Source organism: Ruminococcus sp. AF20-12LB (genome assembly GCF_003478985.1).
Lineage (GTDB): Bacteria > Bacillota > Clostridia > Lachnospirales > Lachnospiraceae > Blautia_A.
Genome location: NZ_QUGH01000002.1, coordinates 247039 through 263900 on the forward strand (window position 1 = coordinate 247039; position 16862 = coordinate 263900).

The window sequence follows — 16862 nt, forward strand, 5'->3', positions numbered from 1 at the left end:
GATAAAAGCCGGAGGATTTTTTTATGAGAAAAATGTCAGATTTTCTGGAGCTTCCCGGGGAATCGGAATTTCGGGAGGTGCAGGTGATACTTACGGGAAAACGTCAGGCAGTGATCGAAAATTACCGGAATATCCAGAGCTATACAAGGGAGGAGATCCTGATACTGACACCTTCCGGCAGACTTGTGATCCGTGGAAAAAACCTTGTGATCCCCTGTTACACAACCCTTGAACTATGTATCCGCGGGCAGATCGAAAACATTACGCTGGAGGAGGGGAATAAGTAATGGCCCCAGGTTTTGTGCGGGTTTCTGTTAAGGGGCAGCAGTGTCAGCGGTTTGTGAACCTTTGCAGAGGCAGGGAAATGGATCTGAAAAGGATTATCCGTACCGGTGAGACAGAGCTTCAGCTGACCATGAAGGCAGCGGATTTTCTGCAGATCTCGCCACTGCGGAGAAAAACAGGGGTACATATCCACATCCTGAAAAAAAGAGGGCCTTTGTTTTTTCTGCTTTTCTGTAAAAGAAGAAAAATGATCCCTGCAGGGTTTCTGGCAGTTTTCTGCCTTCTTTTTTTTCTGTCAGGAAGAGTGTGGAACGTTGAGATCCGGGGAAATATTCTAAATCCCACACCCCAGCTGATTGGATTTCTGAAAGAGCAGGGAATCCATTTCGGAATGCCCAGAAAGAAGATCAGCTGCAGTGCACTTGCAGCTTCTCTGCGAAGAGAATTTCCGGAGATCACCTGGGTGTCTGCCGGATTTTCGGGAACGGGCCTGCGTTTTGAGATCCGGGAGGGAAGTGTTGGAGAAAAAGCAGAGCCGGAAGAAAAATCCTGCAGTCTGTTTTCAACTCTGGACGGAGTGATCGATTCCATGGTCACACGGCAGGGAACTCCTCTTGTCAGGACTGGGGATGAAATAAAAAAAGGCCAGGAACTGGTTTCCGGGATCGTGGATATCACAGATGACAGCCAGGAGGTCATCCGCTATGAGTATGTTCAGGCAGATGCGGATATTTACGTCTGTCATTCCATTGCCTATTACGATACCTTTCCGTTGGACATAGAGAAAAAGGTATGGCCCGGTAAAAATAAAACAACGTTTTTTTTTCAGCTTGGAAGCAGTTTCCTGGACCTTTCTTCTCCTCTGCAGCAAAATGAAGATCGTCTTATCTGTCGGGAATCTCTTTTCAGTACCGGGATCTTTCAGGTTCCTTTTTCCCTGGGAATCATCACTACCAGCAGGTTTGAGCTCCGAAAAGAAAGACTGACAGAGGATGCCGCCAAAAAACAGGCCATACAGAGGCTTTATGATTATGAAGAAAAATTAATAGAAAAAGGGGTTCAAATATCTGAAAATAATGTTAAAATAGAAATAAATCACCAGGATTGCGTCAGCAGAGGCACTCTTACCGTCATTGAAAGGACCGGAAGAGAAGCCCCCACAGAAAAAAAGACGCAGCCAAAAGAAAGGACACCAGAGGATGGCTAGCAGCATTATCGAATTATATGTGGATGTGCCGGCAGACCGCCAGGCGAATATTTTCGGACAGTTTGACGAGCATCTGAAGCTGATCGAACGTACTCTGAACGTAACCATGATCTTCCGTGACGGTTCTCTTAAGATTCTGGGAAGCCAGGAGGGAGCCACACAGGCCAGGGCAATCGTGGAGGAACTGAACACACTTGCGGGCAGAGGCAATACCATCACACAGCAGAATGTGAATTACGCACTTTCCCTTGCCATGGAGAAGATCGGCTCCGTGATGGAGGAGATCGACAAGGATTTTATCTGTAATACCATACAGGGCAGGCCGATCAAACCCAAGACCCTCGGACAGAAGGACTATGTGGAACAGATCCGTAAGAAGATGATCGTATTCGGTGTGGGACCTGCCGGAACCGGCAAAACCTATCTTGCCATGGCTATGGCAGTAACTGCTTTTCGCAATGAGGAGGTTTCCAGGATCATTCTTACCAGACCGGCCATTGAGGCAGGAGAGAAGCTGGGATTCCTTCCCGGCGATCTCCAGAGCAAGGTCGATCCCTATCTGCGTCCTCTTTATGACGCACTGTATCAGATCATGGGGGCAGACAGCTTTGCCAAAAACATGGAGAAGGGGCTCATCGAGGTTGCCCCTCTTGCCTATATGAGAGGACGTACACTGGATAATGCCTTTATCATCCTGGATGAGGCGCAGAATACCACACCTGCCCAGATGAAGATGTTCCTGACCAGGATCGGCTTCGGTTCCAAGGTGATCATCACAGGCGATGCATCCCAGAAGGACCTTCCCAGGGACGCCACGTCCGGTCTGGATGTGGCGATGAAGGTGCTGAAGAAGATCGATGACATCGGATTCTGTCAGCTGACCAGCAAGGATGTTGTACGTCATCCACTTGTACAGCAGATCGTGCAGGCCTATGACGATTATGAAAAAAAACAGAAGCCTGCCAAATCCAGGAAGGATGACAGGTATGCTGTGAAAAATAAGGAGTACAGAAGATGACCATAAATATCGAATATGAGACAGATCAGGAGTTAGGCATTGACTATGCTGCCCTTGCATCCCAGGTTGCGGACAAGGTTCTTGAGATGGAGAAATGCCCCTATGACGGACAGGTCAATCTTGTCCTGACAGACAACGAGGAGATCAAGAGGGTAAATACGGAATTCCGGAATATCCAGGCTCCTACAGATGTGCTGTCATTTCCTATGATCCCCTTTGAGACACCGGCGGATTATTCCGTTGTGGAAGAGGATGAGTCCTATTTTGATCTGGACAGTGATGAACTCCTTCTTGGAGATATCATGATCTCCGTGCCTAAGGTTTTTGCCCAGGCAGAGGAATACGGACATAGTGTGACAAGGGAATTCTGTTTCCTGGTGGCACATAGTATGCTGCATCTTCTGGGCTATGATCATATGACAGAGGATGAGGCAAAGGTCATGGAAGCCAAGCAGGCAGCAGCACTGAAGGAATTGGGGATCAACCGCTAATACAGCGAATGATCACGTGCTGTCCCACAGAAAAGCTAAGCGGAAAGCTTTTCCGCTTTAAGAAAAGGAGGTAATATATGAGAATGAAAAAGACAGGTATACTGGCAGGTATCACAGCTGCATGCATCTGCATTGCCCAGACTGTTCCCGCTTTTGGAGCCGGGCAGGATCTGGTAGGTTTTGTCCCCAATGGGGAGAAACAGGAAGAAACCCAGGTAAAGAGTTATCTCACCGGCGAAAATGTTCCGGAGAGCATTGGACGTAGGAGACCGGTTGCCGTGATGATGGGCAACAACAGTGTCGGAGCTCCGCAGAGTGGTATCGGACATGCCGGTGTTGTCTACGAAGCGCCGGTGGAAGGTAATATTACCCGTCTTATGGGCATTCTCGAAGATTATGATGAGCTGGAACGGATCGGTTCCGTTCGCAGCTGCCGTGACTATTATCTCTTTTACGCCAACGAATTTAATGCGATCTATGCCCACTACGGACAGGCTGCCTATGCACTGCCTTATCTGGAGCAGCATGTGATCGATAACCTTAACGGGATCCAGATCGGCAAGCTTGCTTTTTTCCGTACAACAGACAGGAAGGCACCTCACAATGCCTATACAGATGCCAGCCACCTTCAGGCAGGCATAGATGCTATGGGATACAGCCAGGAATATAAAGAAGAATATACCGGACATTATCTTTTTGCAGAAGATGGTACAGAGACCGTACCGGATGGGATCACAGCCAGCCTTGTGAAGCTGGATAATTTTACTGATAATCATCCGTGGTATGAATACGATGAAGAGACAAAGGAATATAAGAGATTCCAGTTTGGCAGGGAACATGTGGATCAGCTGGATAATGAACAGCTTACCTGCGACAATATCATCCTTCAGTATTCATCCTGCCCGGCTTACGATGGAAACGGCTATCTGAATATTGATGCCATTTCCGGCGGAGAGGGCAAATTTATTACCAGAGGCAAAGCCATTGATATCCGCTGGGAGAAGGATTCTCCATGGGGGATCACGCATTATTACGACGGAAATGAACAGGAGATCCGCCTGAATCCGGGTACTACCTGGGTGGAGATCGTACAGAATGACAGGATCGATTCTGTTACTTATCAGTAAGACTAATATACAGGTATCAGGAGAAACAAAAAACATGAACGCAAATTACAGGGAACGACTGAAAGACAAGAAACGCATTGTTATCAAGATCGGATCATCATCACTGATCCACGCAGAAACAGGAAGACTGGATTTTCATAAGCTGGAGATCCTGGCCCGAGAGCTCAGCGACCTTCATAACCAGGGGAAAGACGTAGTGCTGGTATCCTCCGGAGCCATTGCGGTAGGTGCAGCTGCACTGGGTATGAAGGGAAAGCCGGCAGAGCTTGAGAAAAAACAGGCCTGTGCAGCTGTGGGACAGGCCAGGCTGATGACCATTTATCAGAAGCTTTTCGGGGAATACAATCAGATGGTGGCACAGATCCTGATGACCAAGAATACCATGGTCAACAACACCAACCGCAGGAATGCCCAGAATACCTTCCAGCAGCTTCTGGCAGAAAAGGTGATCCCCATTGTAAATGAGAACGACTCGGTATCCTCCTACGAATTCCAGAACCTGGTAAAATTCGGAGACAACGATACCCTTTCCTCCGTGGTTGCTGCACTGATCGATGCGGATCTTCTGATCCTCATGTCCGATATTGACGGTCTTTTTACAGACGATCCCAATTCCAATCCGGATGCACAGTTTATCGATATTGTAGAAAACATGGATGACAATATGCGTAAGCTTGGCAAATCCTCCACAGGAAGCAATGTGGGTACCGGCGGAATGGCGACCAAGCTTACCGCTGCGATCATCGCCACTGCGGCAGGGGCGGACATGGTCATTGCCAACGGAAATGACTTCCACAACATCCACAGGATCGTGGAAGGCAGGAGCTGCGGAACATTATTTGTAGGAAACAAGAAGGAAGAATTCTTCCTCATTGATTATATCGAAAAACTGCTTTAAGGAGAATAAGATTATGATGGATAATATCAAGATCGACAGGATCAACGCACTGGCGCATAAACAGAAAAGTGTAGGTCTTACCGAGGAAGAAAAGGTGGAACAGGCGAAGCTTCGGAGAGAATATCTGGATGCAGTGAAGGGAAATCTCCGTGCACATCTGAATAACATCGATATCAAAGAAAAGGATGGCAGCATCACCAATCTTGGAGAAAAATATGGAAGAAAAAAAGGAAATTAGAAAAAAGATATTCAAAGCCAGAAAAGAACATACCGATGCCTGGATCCGGGAAAACAGTCTCCGGATCACAGAGGCCCTGACAGAGCTTCCGGAATACCGGAATGCAGAACGGATCATGGCATACGCAGATTATAACCATGAAGTGATCACACGCTATATTATCGAACAGGCCTGGAAAGACGGTAAGGAAGTGGCAGTGCCAAAGGTTTTCGGGAAGGATATGGTATTTTACAGACTGACCGATTTCAGTCAGTTGGAATCCGGCTATTTCGGGATCCCGGAGCCAAAGGAAGACGGAGAAAAGGTTTCCTGGGAAGAAGCCATGATGGTCATGCCTGGGGTGGCTTTTGACGTGAACTGTAACCGGGTAGGCTATGGCGGCGGTTTTTATGACCGCTTTCTGGAAAAACATCCGGAGGTCTGCCGCGTTGCAGTAGGATTTTCCTTCCAGATCCTTCCGGAGGTTCCCACAGAGCCTACGGATATCCGTCCGCAGGTCATTGTGACGGAAGCGAATATATACCGCGATGCACAGTAAGATATTGCTGTAAAGACAGAAAGAAAGGCAGGAATATTTGGAAATGAATGAAATGCTTGAAAAATTGGGACAGAATGCGAAAGATGCGGAGACAGTCCTTCGAAATCTTTCCACAAATGACAAAAATAAAACCCTGGAAGCTGTGGCAAAGGCTCTTGTCGCTCATACGGATGAGATCCTGAAGGCCAATGCCCTGGATGTGGAAAACGGCAAAAAGAATCAGATGCCGGAAGGACTGATCGACCGTCTGATGCTGACACCGGAGCGGATCGAAGGAATGGCAGACGGACTTCGTCAGCTTACCGGTCTTGAAGATCCCATCGGGGAAGTTACAGGTATGAAAAAACGTCCCAACGGACTTCTGATCGGACAGAAACGTGTTCCATTAGGTGTGATCGGCATCATTTACGAAGCACGTCCAAATGTTACCTCAGATGCATTCGGTCTCTGCTTCAAAACCGGAAATGTTGTGATCCTGAAGGGTGGGAGCGACGCGATCCATTCCAATACTGCCATTGTCAACTGTATCCGTGAGGCATTGAAAGCCTGCGGCATTACCGAGGATGCCATCCAGCTGATCCAGGATACCTCCAGAGAAACGGCTGCGGAATTTATGAAGCTGAACCGGTATGTGGATGTACTGATCCCACGTGGCGGAAGAGGACTGATCAAAGCAGTGGTAAACCAGAGTACGATCCCTGTCATCGAGACCGGAACCGGAAACTGCCATATCTATGTGGACGAGACTGCAGATCTTCAGATGGCAGCGGATATTGTGATCAATGCAAAGACCCAGCGTGTGGGCGTGTGCAATGCATGCGAGTCCCTTCTTGTAAACCGCAAGGTGAAGGACGATTTCCTGCCGGTACTGGCCGGACGCCTTAAGGAGAAGCATGTGGAGGTCCGTGCAGATGAAGCGGCAAAGGCTCTGATGCCGGGAGCAGTTCCTGCAACAGAAGAGGACTGGGGAACTGAATATCTTGACTATATCCTTTCTGTAAAGGTAGTGGATTCCGTGGAGGAAGCCATTGCACATATCAATAAATATAATACAAAGCATTCGGAGGCTATCATTACCAATGATTATACACATGCCCAGAAATTCCTGGATGAGGTAGATGCAGCGGCAGTTTATGTGAACGCTTCTACCAGATTCACCGATGGAAATGAGTTCGGATTCGGTGCGGAGATCGGGATCAGTACCCAGAAGCTTCATGCAAGAGGCCCAATGGGTCTCCTTGCACTGACCACCACCAAGTATATCATTTATGGTAATGGACAGGTACGTCCGTAACACAAATAAAGTAAAGCGGGTTTTTCGGTCCGCTTTACTTTTTTTAAGTGTTGTGCTATACTTTTTAGTAATTGGATTTAAAAAGACTAACTCATAACAGGAGGACTTATAAATGAAAAAAAAGCAGCTTTTCGCAGTCCTGCTTGCAGGTTCCATGACTGTTGGAATGGCACCTGCCGCAGCGTTTGCCGCTGAAGATACCGGAGCGGTAACAGAGGCAGAAGCACCGACTGCAGACGAGAATACAGAAACACCAGATGATGGAGCAGCTGTGGATGACCAGTCCCAGAGTGAAGCCGACGCCCAGGCAGCAGCAGAAGCCCAGGCAGCAGCTCAGGCCCAGGCGGAAGCAGAAGCTCAGGCAGCAGCCCAGGCCCAGGCAGAAGCAGAGGCCCAGGCAGCAGCTCAGGCTCAGGCAGAAGCAGAGGCCCAGGCAGCAGCTCAGGCCCAGGCGGAAGAGGCGCAGCAGGAGCAGACGGAAACATCTGCAGAGTCAGCAAATGTCGTTGTAAAAACAGCAGAAGATCTTAAGAATGCGATTAATGGGGCTCCGGATTTTACAGGTTCTATTGATGATACGAAAGAGAATCTTTATGATTCTTCCTATAAGATCCTGCTCAGTGAATCTTTTGCTCTTACAGAGCCGATTACGGTTCCTGAGAATAAGAATATTGCAATTTTTAGTGTGCAGGGAAGTGAAACCACAATCAGCCGTGGAACAGTAACTGGTGATATGTTTAAAGTAAGTCCTGGTAGTATTTTGTCCATGACTAAGAATGATGGAGATGGCACTACAACAATTGGTAAACTTCTTATCGATGGAGCCAAAGCGGATGGAACACAGGCAGAAGGTTCTATTATTTCTGTAGATGCAAATGCAAAATTTGTAATGACTACAGGTGTTACTCTTGCTAATAATTCATCCACATCAGCCGGTGCAGCAATAAAGAACAGTGGTAAGCTTATCATTACAGGTGGCGAGATCAAAGATAATGTATCTACAGGCGGAGCTGTTTACAGCACAGGTACGATTTCCCTGGAACAGGGAACGAATGCTGCAGCAGACGAACCGAAAATCATCGAGAACTATACAAATACAAATGCAGAGAAGAGCGTAAAATCCAATATCGTATTAGGACATCAGGATCAGAATGCTGGAAGCATCATCATTGCCGGTGCATTTGAGAATTCGAACCTTGGATATTCCGTAGAGAATCCGACAGTTGACTATACAGTTTTCCAGAAACCTGAATTTTTAGCTGCGGATGCATTTGAAAAAGCAGTTAATGCGATGAGCTATGAAGGCGACCAGAGCTATGGAATAAATACAGCTACAGGTCAGCTTGTTTCTAACAAACCAACGGTTACTATTGATAGTGCTACAAGTAAAGAAGCAAATACTGTTTCTGTAACCTTCACATCTGATAAAGCAGGTACATATTACTATAAATATGTTGCAAAAGGTGCGGAAGCTCCGACTATCGAGAAAGCTACAGAAGGTGGAACGGTTAAGGCAGGAGAAACCACTTCCCTGAAACTTACCAATGTCACAGACAAGACTATTGACCTTTATATATGGGTAAAAGAAAGTGAAAGTGGTAACAACATTGTTGGTGAAGGTGTAAAGAAGGAGATTGCAGTAACCCAGGCACAGAATCCAGACAATCCGAAACCGGTAGCACCAAAGGTTACTAAAATCAGCGCAAAGAGAAAAACTGCAACAACTGCAGAAGTAGTTCTTCAGTCCGATAAGAGTGGTACATGCTATTATAAATGGGTGGCAAAGGGAGCGGATAAACCTTCCATTAGCACAACTAAAGACAGCAATATTGAGATCACTGAAAACAAAGATTTTAAGATTGATCTGAAAAACCTGAAAGGTGATGCGATTGATCTCTATGTGCAGGTAGTAGCGAAAGATGGATCAAAGACAGCAGTGACCAAGATTGCAACTGTTACTTTGAAAGAAACACCTGCGAAGATTTCCAACGTAAGTTATAAATGGAAAGGTCATACATCTGCTACTGTAACTATGCGTTCTGATAAAGCAGGTGTGTACTATTATGAATGTGTAAAACGTGGTTCTAAAGCTCCGACAGTTGATAAAATGAGCAAGGGAAAAAATGTTTCTGCAAATAAGGATTTCACGATCAGTTTGAAAGATTTGGATGCAAACAATGCAATTGATGTTTATGTGAGCATCAAAGGAACTGATGGAACTGTAAGTACACCAAAGAAGATTGCATTGGATGAAGCTAAGCGTCCGGCAAATGTCAGATGGGTTGGATTTTCATGGATCAACCATACATCTGCGAATGTTACTCTTATTTCGAATAAGAGCGGTACCTGTTATTATAAATGGGTTTCTCGTAACAGTGATGGCACGTCTGCCACTCCGAAAGATCTTACATCTACCGGAAAACAGACAACGTTTACTGCTGATAAGAAATTTAATATCGGTCTTGAGGATTTAGACTCTGACAATCCAATTGATCTTTATATCCAGATCAAAGATAAGAATGGTGTTTTGACGAATCCATTGAAAATAGCATTTAAAGAAGATTTCAGACCGAAAGTTGCAGATCCAACTCCGACTAACACACCGAATGCATACATCCCGGATGTAAAAGAGAGCATAGTACAGGGACTGGACGAGGCAATTCAGTTCTATCCGAATCAGTTCTATGAATTTACTGTGATCGGTGCAGGAACAACCAACCAGGATCCAAATGAGGGTGATGTGAAGTGGGTTCCGGTTTACTGGAGTACAGCTGCAAACCCAACCCAAAGCCAGATGCATACAGCATGGAAGATTGGTTCCGCCAAGGGAATCAACAAAGACGCTACATACAACCTGTATGTATTCTTCCAGAAATACGTCTACACCGGTGGTCAGTGGCAGCAGACAGATACTATTGAATCTGCGGTATATCAGTTTAAATCTGCAAAACTGACACCTACCGGAACTCCGGGAGCAGACGGTTCATATGGCGGCGGTCAGACAGGCTCTGATCTGAACGCAACCATAACAGGAGAGGCATCCGCAACATCCTCCAACGGAGGCAACGGAACCAGATCCAGAAACGCAGTATCAACAGCTGATAACTCACCGGTCGGAACCATGTCCGCACTGGCAGTGGCATCACTTCTTGCAGGTGGATATGTGATCGTGAGAAGAAGAAAAAAAGATATTTAAACGCACAATAGCCAAAGTAGCATAAGAAATAAAAAAATCACCGGTTTTCCGAAAGAACAGGAGAGCCGGTGATTTTTTTGTAAGGATAAATTTACAGATTTTTTTTCTTATAGATAAACCAGGAAGCTGCAATACTGAATGCAATAAGATAGACCGTCAGGATCAGGATACTGAGGTAATTGACTCCACCGCCGGAAGCAATGGTACGAATCAGATGACTGGTCTGTGACAGTGGAAGAGCAGCTACAAAATTCCCAAGAAAGCCTGGGATCTTCTCTGTAGAGAAGAAGGTGTTGCACAAAAAAGCCATTGGCATAATGATATAGTTGGAAAAACGAGGTACATCCGCATGGTTTTTTGCAAGGAAAGAAACCACAACACCGATGGCAGAAAATACAGCACCGTTGAGGAACATTACCAGTAATGACCATCCGTTGAACACAAGACCGGTTCCGATCGGCATAGTCAGAAGAAGAATGATCCCTCCTGCATAAAGCCCACGGAGACTGCCTCCGATGATCTGTCCGGCAATAAACTGCCACAGAGGTGTCGGAGATATCATAACCTGGTCAAAGGCTTTCTCATAAAGACGCTGCACATTCAGATTCTGTGCGATGGCATTAAAGCTTCCATTCATTGTAGTCAGTGAAACCACACCCGGGATCAGGAAATTCAGATAAGGCTCCCCATGTGAGGAGGTCTGGATCCCCATTCCAAAAACGATCAGATACATCAGTGGCGCGATCATAGCTGCCAGCGTGATCTTATAGAAATCCCTTCGGAATTCCACCCATTTTTCCCATAAAATAGTAAGTATTCCCATGATAATTCATCGTCCATTCTGTTAAATTATAAGATATGTGGCTGACGCCGGCTTATCGCTGCATCAGATGCCTGCCAGCGCGCTCCACAAAAACATCCTCCAGAGTTGTCTCACGAAGGGTGCACTGTCCGTCCAGGGAGGACAGAAAAGAGATGGCCTCTTCCCGGCTGTGGAAGTAGTGGCTTTTTGCCCCTTCCGGTGTTTCCTGATCTACGGTGTATTTGCCAAGGCTGTCGATCAGGCCCGACGGAGTATTGATCTCCTCCAGCTTTCCGTGATCCATAAGTGCTACCCGGTTGCAGAGAGACTGTGCCTCTTCCATATAGTGGGTTGTAAGAAGAATAGTCAGGTTTTTTCCGTTCAGCTGACGGAGAAGATTCCACATCTGTCGTCTGGAAAGCGCGTCCATGCCTGCGGTGGGCTCGTCCAGAAGAAGGATCTCCGGACTTGTGAGAAGCGCCCGGCATACCATAAGCTTTCGTTTCATACCACCGGAAAGCTTCCTTACAGTCCGCTTACGGAAGGGAAGAAGTCCGCAGAAATCCAGAAGCTCTTCGGTTTTCCGTTTGATCTCTTTTCGTGGCATGAAATAAAGACGGCCTTGATATTCCATGATCTCATCCATGTTCATATCCTGGCGCATGGAGTATTCCTGAGTGATCACGCTGATCTTGCGTTTCAGATCCGGTCGGTTGCGTCCAAGTGTCTGCCCGTCAATGAGGATTTCGCCCTCTGTGGGCAGGAGCAGAGTGGAAAGCAGACTGATCGTGGTGGTTTTTCCGGCACCGTTGGGCCCCAGCAGACCAAAAAATTCGCCGGTTTCTATGCGAAGATCCAGAGAATCCACAGCCGTAAAACTGTCGAATTTTTTTGTGAGATTTTTTGTTTCGATCATCTCTGTTCATTTCCTTTCGTTTGTATGCAAATTTCACTCTATTATACTGGAAAAGAAGAGACATTTCAACAACTCTGAGATGTTCTTTACACAAAAGCAAAAAAGCGTAGCGGCAGATGATGGAAAATTTTATGGAAACGCTGCAGTCCCTGCCGGAGCAGGTCGAGATTTTTGACGAGGGAGCATGGTACGCACTCTGCGATTACATCACGGTCTACAGTAAAGATGATGTTCGGGTGACATTCCAGAACGGAACGGAAATCAAGGTGTGAAAAACATAAGAGATTAAGAACGCGCTCCGCAGAAAAATGTGGAGTGCTTTTTCAGGCCTTGTTTTTGAAAGGTTAGGAAAAATAAAAAGGTATCTGTAAAAATAAAATTGTATCAAAGACAGCGAGAAGATAGAACCTTTCCTCTGACCAGAAAACTGCGAAATGTAGTTATCAGTGAATATCTGGGGTGTATTTGCTGCAAAGCAGCAAATACAGACACCTGCTTCCGGGATTACTTTTTCCCGGAAGCAGGTGTTTTTTGGAAGTGTGAATCATACATATTTCGGAATTCTGTGGGAGTGCACAGGTTTAATTGTTTGAACATCCGTAAAAAGGCGGACAGGCTGGAAAAGCCTGATTGTACTGCCACTTCGGTAACAGCAAGCTCCGGATCCAGCAAAAGAGATTTTGCGTATTCAATTCTTTTCTGGTTCAGAAATTTGTAGAAGGAGGAATTAGTATATTGTTTAAAAAGGCGGGCAAAGTGATATTTGCTGAACCCTGCCAGACTGGCAACCTCCTCCAGAGTAAGGTTTTCAGAAAAGTGGTTGCTGATATAATCGGTGATAAACAGAAATTTCTCCATATATTCTTTCTGATGGTGAATATCACGGTCTCCGTCCTGCTGATGAAAAGCTTTGTGATTTCTGCCAATATACACAAGGATTTCCAGGAATTTTGCAATGATGGAAATTTCAGAATAGGTGGTAAAATTCATATATTCATCCTTGATTTCCAGCATAAGACGGTGGATGTGTTCATAGACCTGTGGATATTCTTCCTTGGTGACCAGAATGGCAGGACTGAGGAGTGGTGTGATCAGATCTAGCTCTTTTAGCTTGATGTGGTTCAGGCCGGGCTGAAAAATAATCCTTTCTCCTGTATCCGGAGCAAAGAGCTCGTGAAGCATACAGGGACATATAACAAGAATTTCTCCTTCTTTGATAAGATAATCGTTATGACCGCAGACAACCCGGTAGTCGTTAATAACAGGCATGATCACTTCGAATGAGGGATGCCAGTGAGGCGGATAGTTTTCGGCTTCCTCATTGTAATAAAGACAGATCTGGGTATCTGCTTTGTAATCAACGGTTTCATGAATTCCCTGTAAATTTCGGATCATATGGACTCCTTTCACACCTAATTACTGCTTTTGATAGCAAATGTTGCTTTTTGATGTTTGTGTATATAATGTATCAAAAACATGTGTAAATGGCAATATATAACATTGGAAAAATTGAAATAATAAAAACATATGTCAAAATACACAAAAAAGAATATAAAAATCTATTAAAATTGACATATTGAAGAAAATAGTAGCAGATAAATAGCAAGAATTGATAGCAACATGACAAGAATTATGGAGCCAATCACAGGCCATTCTGATATAGTAGAACCATCAAGAAACGAGGTAATGAATCAAAAGGAGGATTAAAAAAATGAACAAGAAGAGATTACTTTCAGTATTACTTTCAGCAGCTATGGTAGCGGGAACCATGGCAGTAGCAGTGCCTGCATATGCAGATGACACGGAGGAAATCACATGGATGTTCTGGGATGACCTGGAAGCTACAGAGGATCTGGTTTCCAAAGGATACAAAGATGTTATTGATCGCTTCAATACAGAATATGAAGGGAAATACCATGTAACACCGATCACAACAAATCTGGAAGAATATGACGGAAAATTAAATGCCTTGATCGCAGCAGGACAGACACCGGATGTATACATTTGTAACCCGGGACCCAACATGGATGTATATGTAAATGCAGGAGCAGCAGCAGACCTGACAGATATTCTTGAGAATCAGGAAAAAGACTGGTACGCAACATTTACAGATGGAATCTTTGACAGACTGACTTATGATGGAAAGATTATGGCAGTTCCTACAAACTTCGCAGCTGCCTGTGTATACTATAACACAGAGCTTTTTGAGAAGGCCGGAGTAGAAGTTCCGACTACCTATGATGAACTGATCGATGTATGTAAGAAACTGCAGGATGCTGGTATTACACCAATCTCCTGTTCCGCAGGAACTTCATGGTGCCTGTCAATGATCGCAGGTTATCTTTGTGACCGTTCAGGTGTAGATCTTCAGGCAATCGCAGATCATAAAGCAAACTGGACAGACGATAACTGTATTGCTGCAGGTGAGAAATTAAAAGAGTTATCTCAGTATTTCCAGGAAACAGCAGCTGGTGACTCTAATGATCAGGCTACAGCAAACTTCTACAATGGAGATGCAGCAATGCTGGTACAGGGATCATGGGCTATGGCTCAGATCAATGGCAATAATCCTGATTTCCAGAGCAAATGCGGTGTATTCCAGTTCCCTGGAATCGACGGAGCGAATGATCCGAACCGTATGATCGTTAAAACAGACAACTTAATAATGAGCTCTACAACAGAGCATCAGGATGCAGCAATTGCACTGATGAAGATGTTTACAGATGAAGAAGCACAGAAATATACAGCAGAAATAGGAGGAAAATTCCCGGTCATCAAAGATCTTGACATTGACTATGACAAAGCTCCTGCACAGCTGAAATATGTTCAGGATATTATGGACAAAGCAACTGGTACTTTTGGATTCTACAATGAATCTCTGGCATCTGTAGAAGCAGGTGACTGCTTCGACAATGCAATGGTTGATATATTCCTTGGAAACCAGACTCCGGAAGAAGCCTTCCAGACAGTACAGGATTTCTATGAAGAAAACGTCTGGAAATAATTGTGGATAGATAGTACAGAATTTACATGGCTGCTGCGGAAGAAAAAAAGTTCCGTAGCAGTTTTTAAATGGAGGCAATTATGGATAAAATTTTACGTAATAAGAAGGCTATTTTCATATTTATCGCACCGGCACTGATCATGTTTGTCCTGGTACTGGTTATCCCTATGGTGCAGATGGTTTATTATTCTTTATGCGATTATGCGGCATTGACACCGCCCAAATTTACCGGACTTGCAAACTATAAAAATCTATTTTTTAAAGATTCTACATTTAAAATTGCGTTAAAGAACTCTATTTTCTTTATGATCTTTTCTGCTATCACTCAGCAGGTGATCGGCCTTGGTCTTGCAGTTATGCTTACCAATATTAAGAAAGGCAGAAACCTTTTCAAAAATATTTATTATCTTCCATCCGTTCTTTCCTCAGCAGCCTTAGGTCTTTTATGGGCATTTATGTTTAACCCAAAGATCGGTATCAATAATCTGCTGGCACAGTTCGGAATCAAAGGCCCTCTTTGGCTGATGGATTCCAAAGGTTTTATTGTACTTCCCATGTGGGTGATTGCGTTTGTTGCCTTATGGCAGTATGTTGGACAGAATATGATGCTTTATATGGCTCAGATCACAGGAATTTCCAGAGACATATATGAAGCTTCTTATATAGACGGCGCATCAAAGACACAGTCATTCCGTTACATTACACTTCCGTTGATTAAACCAATGATGGTAACTTCACTTTCATTGAACTGTATCGGTTCTCTTAAATTCTTTGACCTTGTGTATAACATGACTCAGGGTGGACCAAACCACAGAACCGAGGTGCTTGCGACAGAACTTTATGCGGAAGGTTTTAACTATTTTAAATATGGTTATGCCAGTGCGATTTCTGTAGTCTTACTGGTTATGTGTCTGATCGTAACATTATTGGTTAAAAAATTAATTAAAGTTGAAACTTACGAGGGCTAGGAGGTAACAGAGATGCAGACAAAAAAATCAAGAAAACCGGTAAAGCCTGTTACAGTAATTCTTTATATATTTCTTATTGCACTTGCTGTGATTTATGTGGCTCCGCTGTTATGGATGTTATGTGTTTCATTAAAAGATAATGCAGGCGTAATGGCAGCTCCATTTGCCCTGCCGGAAGTATTTCACTGGGAAAATTACCAGCAGGCATGGACAATGGGTAAGCTTGGAATTGCACTTGTAAACTCAGTACTGGTCTGTGGGATCACACTTGTAGTCAGTCTGTTTTTTGGAGCAATGGCAGCATTTGCCATTGCAAGAATGCGTTGGAAATTATCAGAAGCAGCACACACATTTTTCCTGATCGGAATGATGGTTCCGGTACATTGTATCCTGATTCCGCTGTTCGTACGTTTTGCAGGGCTGGGATTGACTAACTCAAGAGTAGGTCTGATGATCCCGTATATTACGTTTTCCCTTCCGATGACTATTTTCCTTCTGACAGGATTTTTCAAATCTATGCCTGGAGAATTATTTGAGGCAGCAGCCATTGACGGATGTGGAATTTATGGATGCTTTTTCAGAATCGCACTTCCCCTTTGCAGAACAGGATTCTTTGTTTCAGGTCTTATGACATTCGTAGGTAACTGGAATGAGCTGCTGATGGCTATGGTATTTGTCTCAGATCCGGCAAAGAAAACACTGCCTGTAACACTTACATATTTCGTAGGACCATATGCCACAAACTATGTACAGATGTTCGCAGCAATCATTATCGCAATTGCACCTACCGTTATTGTATATTGCCTGTTCAGTAATCAGATTGTAGAAGGTCTGACTACAGGTGCTGTAAAAGGATGATGTATGAAAGGAATGTGTAAAA

17 protein-coding genes are annotated in these 16862 nt (G+C 44.7%); 14 read left to right on the forward strand and 3 right to left on the reverse strand.

Going from position 1 to position 16862, the window contains the following annotated elements:
• The first annotated feature begins 23 nt into the window (after positions 1-23).
• The 10 genes from DWX61_RS03830 to DWX61_RS18855 all read left to right on the forward strand — a co-directional run bounded on the left by DWX61_RS03830 (position 24) and on the right by DWX61_RS18855 (position 10292).
• A complete protein-coding gene (locus tag DWX61_RS03830) occupies positions 24-287 on the forward strand; it encodes a YabP/YqfC family sporulation protein (RefSeq protein WP_118623903.1) in 264 nt (87 codons plus the stop codon).
• On the forward strand, positions 287-1492 hold the full coding sequence (locus tag DWX61_RS03835) for a sporulation protein YqfD (RefSeq protein ID WP_118623905.1): 1206 nt from the start codon (positions 287-289) through the stop codon (positions 1490-1492). Before DWX61_RS03830 ends, DWX61_RS03835 begins: the two co-directional genes overlap by 1 nt.
• Positions 1485-2510 (forward strand): PhoH family protein, encoded by a 1026-nt coding sequence (locus DWX61_RS03840; protein ID WP_022426778.1) that lies wholly within the window; start codon positions 1485-1487, stop codon positions 2508-2510. The genes DWX61_RS03835 and DWX61_RS03840 overlap by 8 nt, the downstream gene beginning before the upstream one ends.
• Positions 2507-3001: an rRNA maturation RNase YbeY gene (ybeY, locus tag DWX61_RS03845; RefSeq protein WP_015524845.1), complete on the forward strand. Its 495-nt coding sequence runs from the start codon at positions 2507-2509 to the stop codon at positions 2999-3001. Before DWX61_RS03840 ends, ybeY begins: the two co-directional genes overlap by 4 nt.
• Positions 3002-3078: 77 nt before the next feature.
• Positions 3079-4128: a DUF3048 domain-containing protein gene (locus DWX61_RS03850; protein WP_227752257.1), complete on the forward strand. Its 1050-nt coding sequence runs from the start codon at positions 3079-3081 to the stop codon at positions 4126-4128.
• Between the two features lie 34 nt (positions 4129-4162).
• Positions 4163-5026, forward strand: a complete 864-nt coding sequence (proB, locus tag DWX61_RS03855) for a glutamate 5-kinase (protein ID WP_110102340.1) — start codon at positions 4163-4165, stop codon at positions 5024-5026.
• A 13-nt stretch (positions 5027-5039) separates the two neighbouring features.
• Entirely contained in the window at positions 5040-5264 is a 225-nt protein-coding gene (locus DWX61_RS03860; RefSeq protein ID WP_021650535.1) for a DUF896 domain-containing protein, read from the forward strand.
• Positions 5242-5802, forward strand: a complete 561-nt coding sequence (locus tag DWX61_RS03865; protein WP_118623907.1) for a 5-formyltetrahydrofolate cyclo-ligase — start codon at positions 5242-5244, stop codon at positions 5800-5802. Before DWX61_RS03860 ends, DWX61_RS03865 begins: the two co-directional genes overlap by 23 nt.
• Before the next feature lie 43 nt (positions 5803-5845).
• Positions 5846-7096, forward strand: coding sequence for a glutamate-5-semialdehyde dehydrogenase (locus tag DWX61_RS03870; RefSeq protein ID WP_118623909.1), 1251 nt, complete (start codon positions 5846-5848; stop codon positions 7094-7096).
• 112 nt (positions 7097-7208) lie between these two features.
• Positions 7209-10292 carry a hypothetical protein gene (locus tag DWX61_RS18855; RefSeq protein WP_182433940.1) on the forward strand — a complete coding sequence of 1028 codons (3084 nt, stop codon included), beginning with the start codon at positions 7209-7211 and terminating at the stop codon, positions 10290-10292.
• Positions 10293-10383: 91 nt separating this feature from the next.
• Here the strand turns inward: DWX61_RS18855 and DWX61_RS03880 are convergent, their stop codons facing one another.
• Together DWX61_RS03880 and DWX61_RS03885 are read right to left on the reverse strand one after the other, a co-directional pair.
• Positions 10384-11115, reverse strand: coding sequence for an ABC transporter permease (locus tag DWX61_RS03880; protein ID WP_110102289.1), 732 nt, complete (start codon positions 11113-11115; stop codon positions 10384-10386).
• Positions 11116-11167: 52 nt separating this feature from the next.
• Positions 11168-12010, reverse strand: coding sequence for an ABC transporter ATP-binding protein (locus DWX61_RS03885; RefSeq protein WP_118368846.1), 843 nt, complete (start codon positions 12008-12010; stop codon positions 11168-11170).
• A gap of 131 nt (positions 12011-12141) precedes the next feature.
• Here DWX61_RS03885 and DWX61_RS18860 point away from each other — a divergent pair, with 131 nt between their 5' ends.
• A complete protein-coding gene (locus DWX61_RS18860) occupies positions 12142-12282 on the forward strand; it encodes a hypothetical protein (protein WP_182433941.1) in 141 nt (46 codons plus the stop codon).
• A 232-nt stretch (positions 12283-12514) separates the two neighbouring features.
• Here DWX61_RS18860 and DWX61_RS03890 read toward each other — a convergent pair whose 3' ends face one another.
• Positions 12515-13405 (reverse strand): helix-turn-helix transcriptional regulator, encoded by an 891-nt coding sequence (locus DWX61_RS03890; protein WP_118513450.1) that lies wholly within the window; start codon positions 13403-13405, stop codon positions 12515-12517.
• A 316-nt stretch (positions 13406-13721) separates the two neighbouring features.
• Here DWX61_RS03890 and DWX61_RS03895 point away from each other — a divergent pair, with 316 nt between their 5' ends.
• The 3 genes from DWX61_RS03895 (at position 13722) to DWX61_RS03905 (ending at position 16840) form a co-directional block, all read left to right on the forward strand.
• Positions 13722-15014, forward strand: coding sequence for an ABC transporter substrate-binding protein (locus DWX61_RS03895; RefSeq protein WP_118513452.1), 1293 nt, complete (start codon positions 13722-13724; stop codon positions 15012-15014).
• Between the two features lie 80 nt (positions 15015-15094).
• Complete coding sequence (locus tag DWX61_RS03900; RefSeq protein ID WP_118513454.1) at positions 15095-15982, forward strand: carbohydrate ABC transporter permease; 888 nt, start codon at positions 15095-15097, stop codon at positions 15980-15982.
• 12 nt (positions 15983-15994) lie between these two features.
• Positions 15995-16840 (forward strand): carbohydrate ABC transporter permease, encoded by an 846-nt coding sequence (locus DWX61_RS03905; RefSeq protein ID WP_118513456.1) that lies wholly within the window; start codon positions 15995-15997, stop codon positions 16838-16840.
• Positions 16841-16862: the final 22 nt, after the last annotated feature.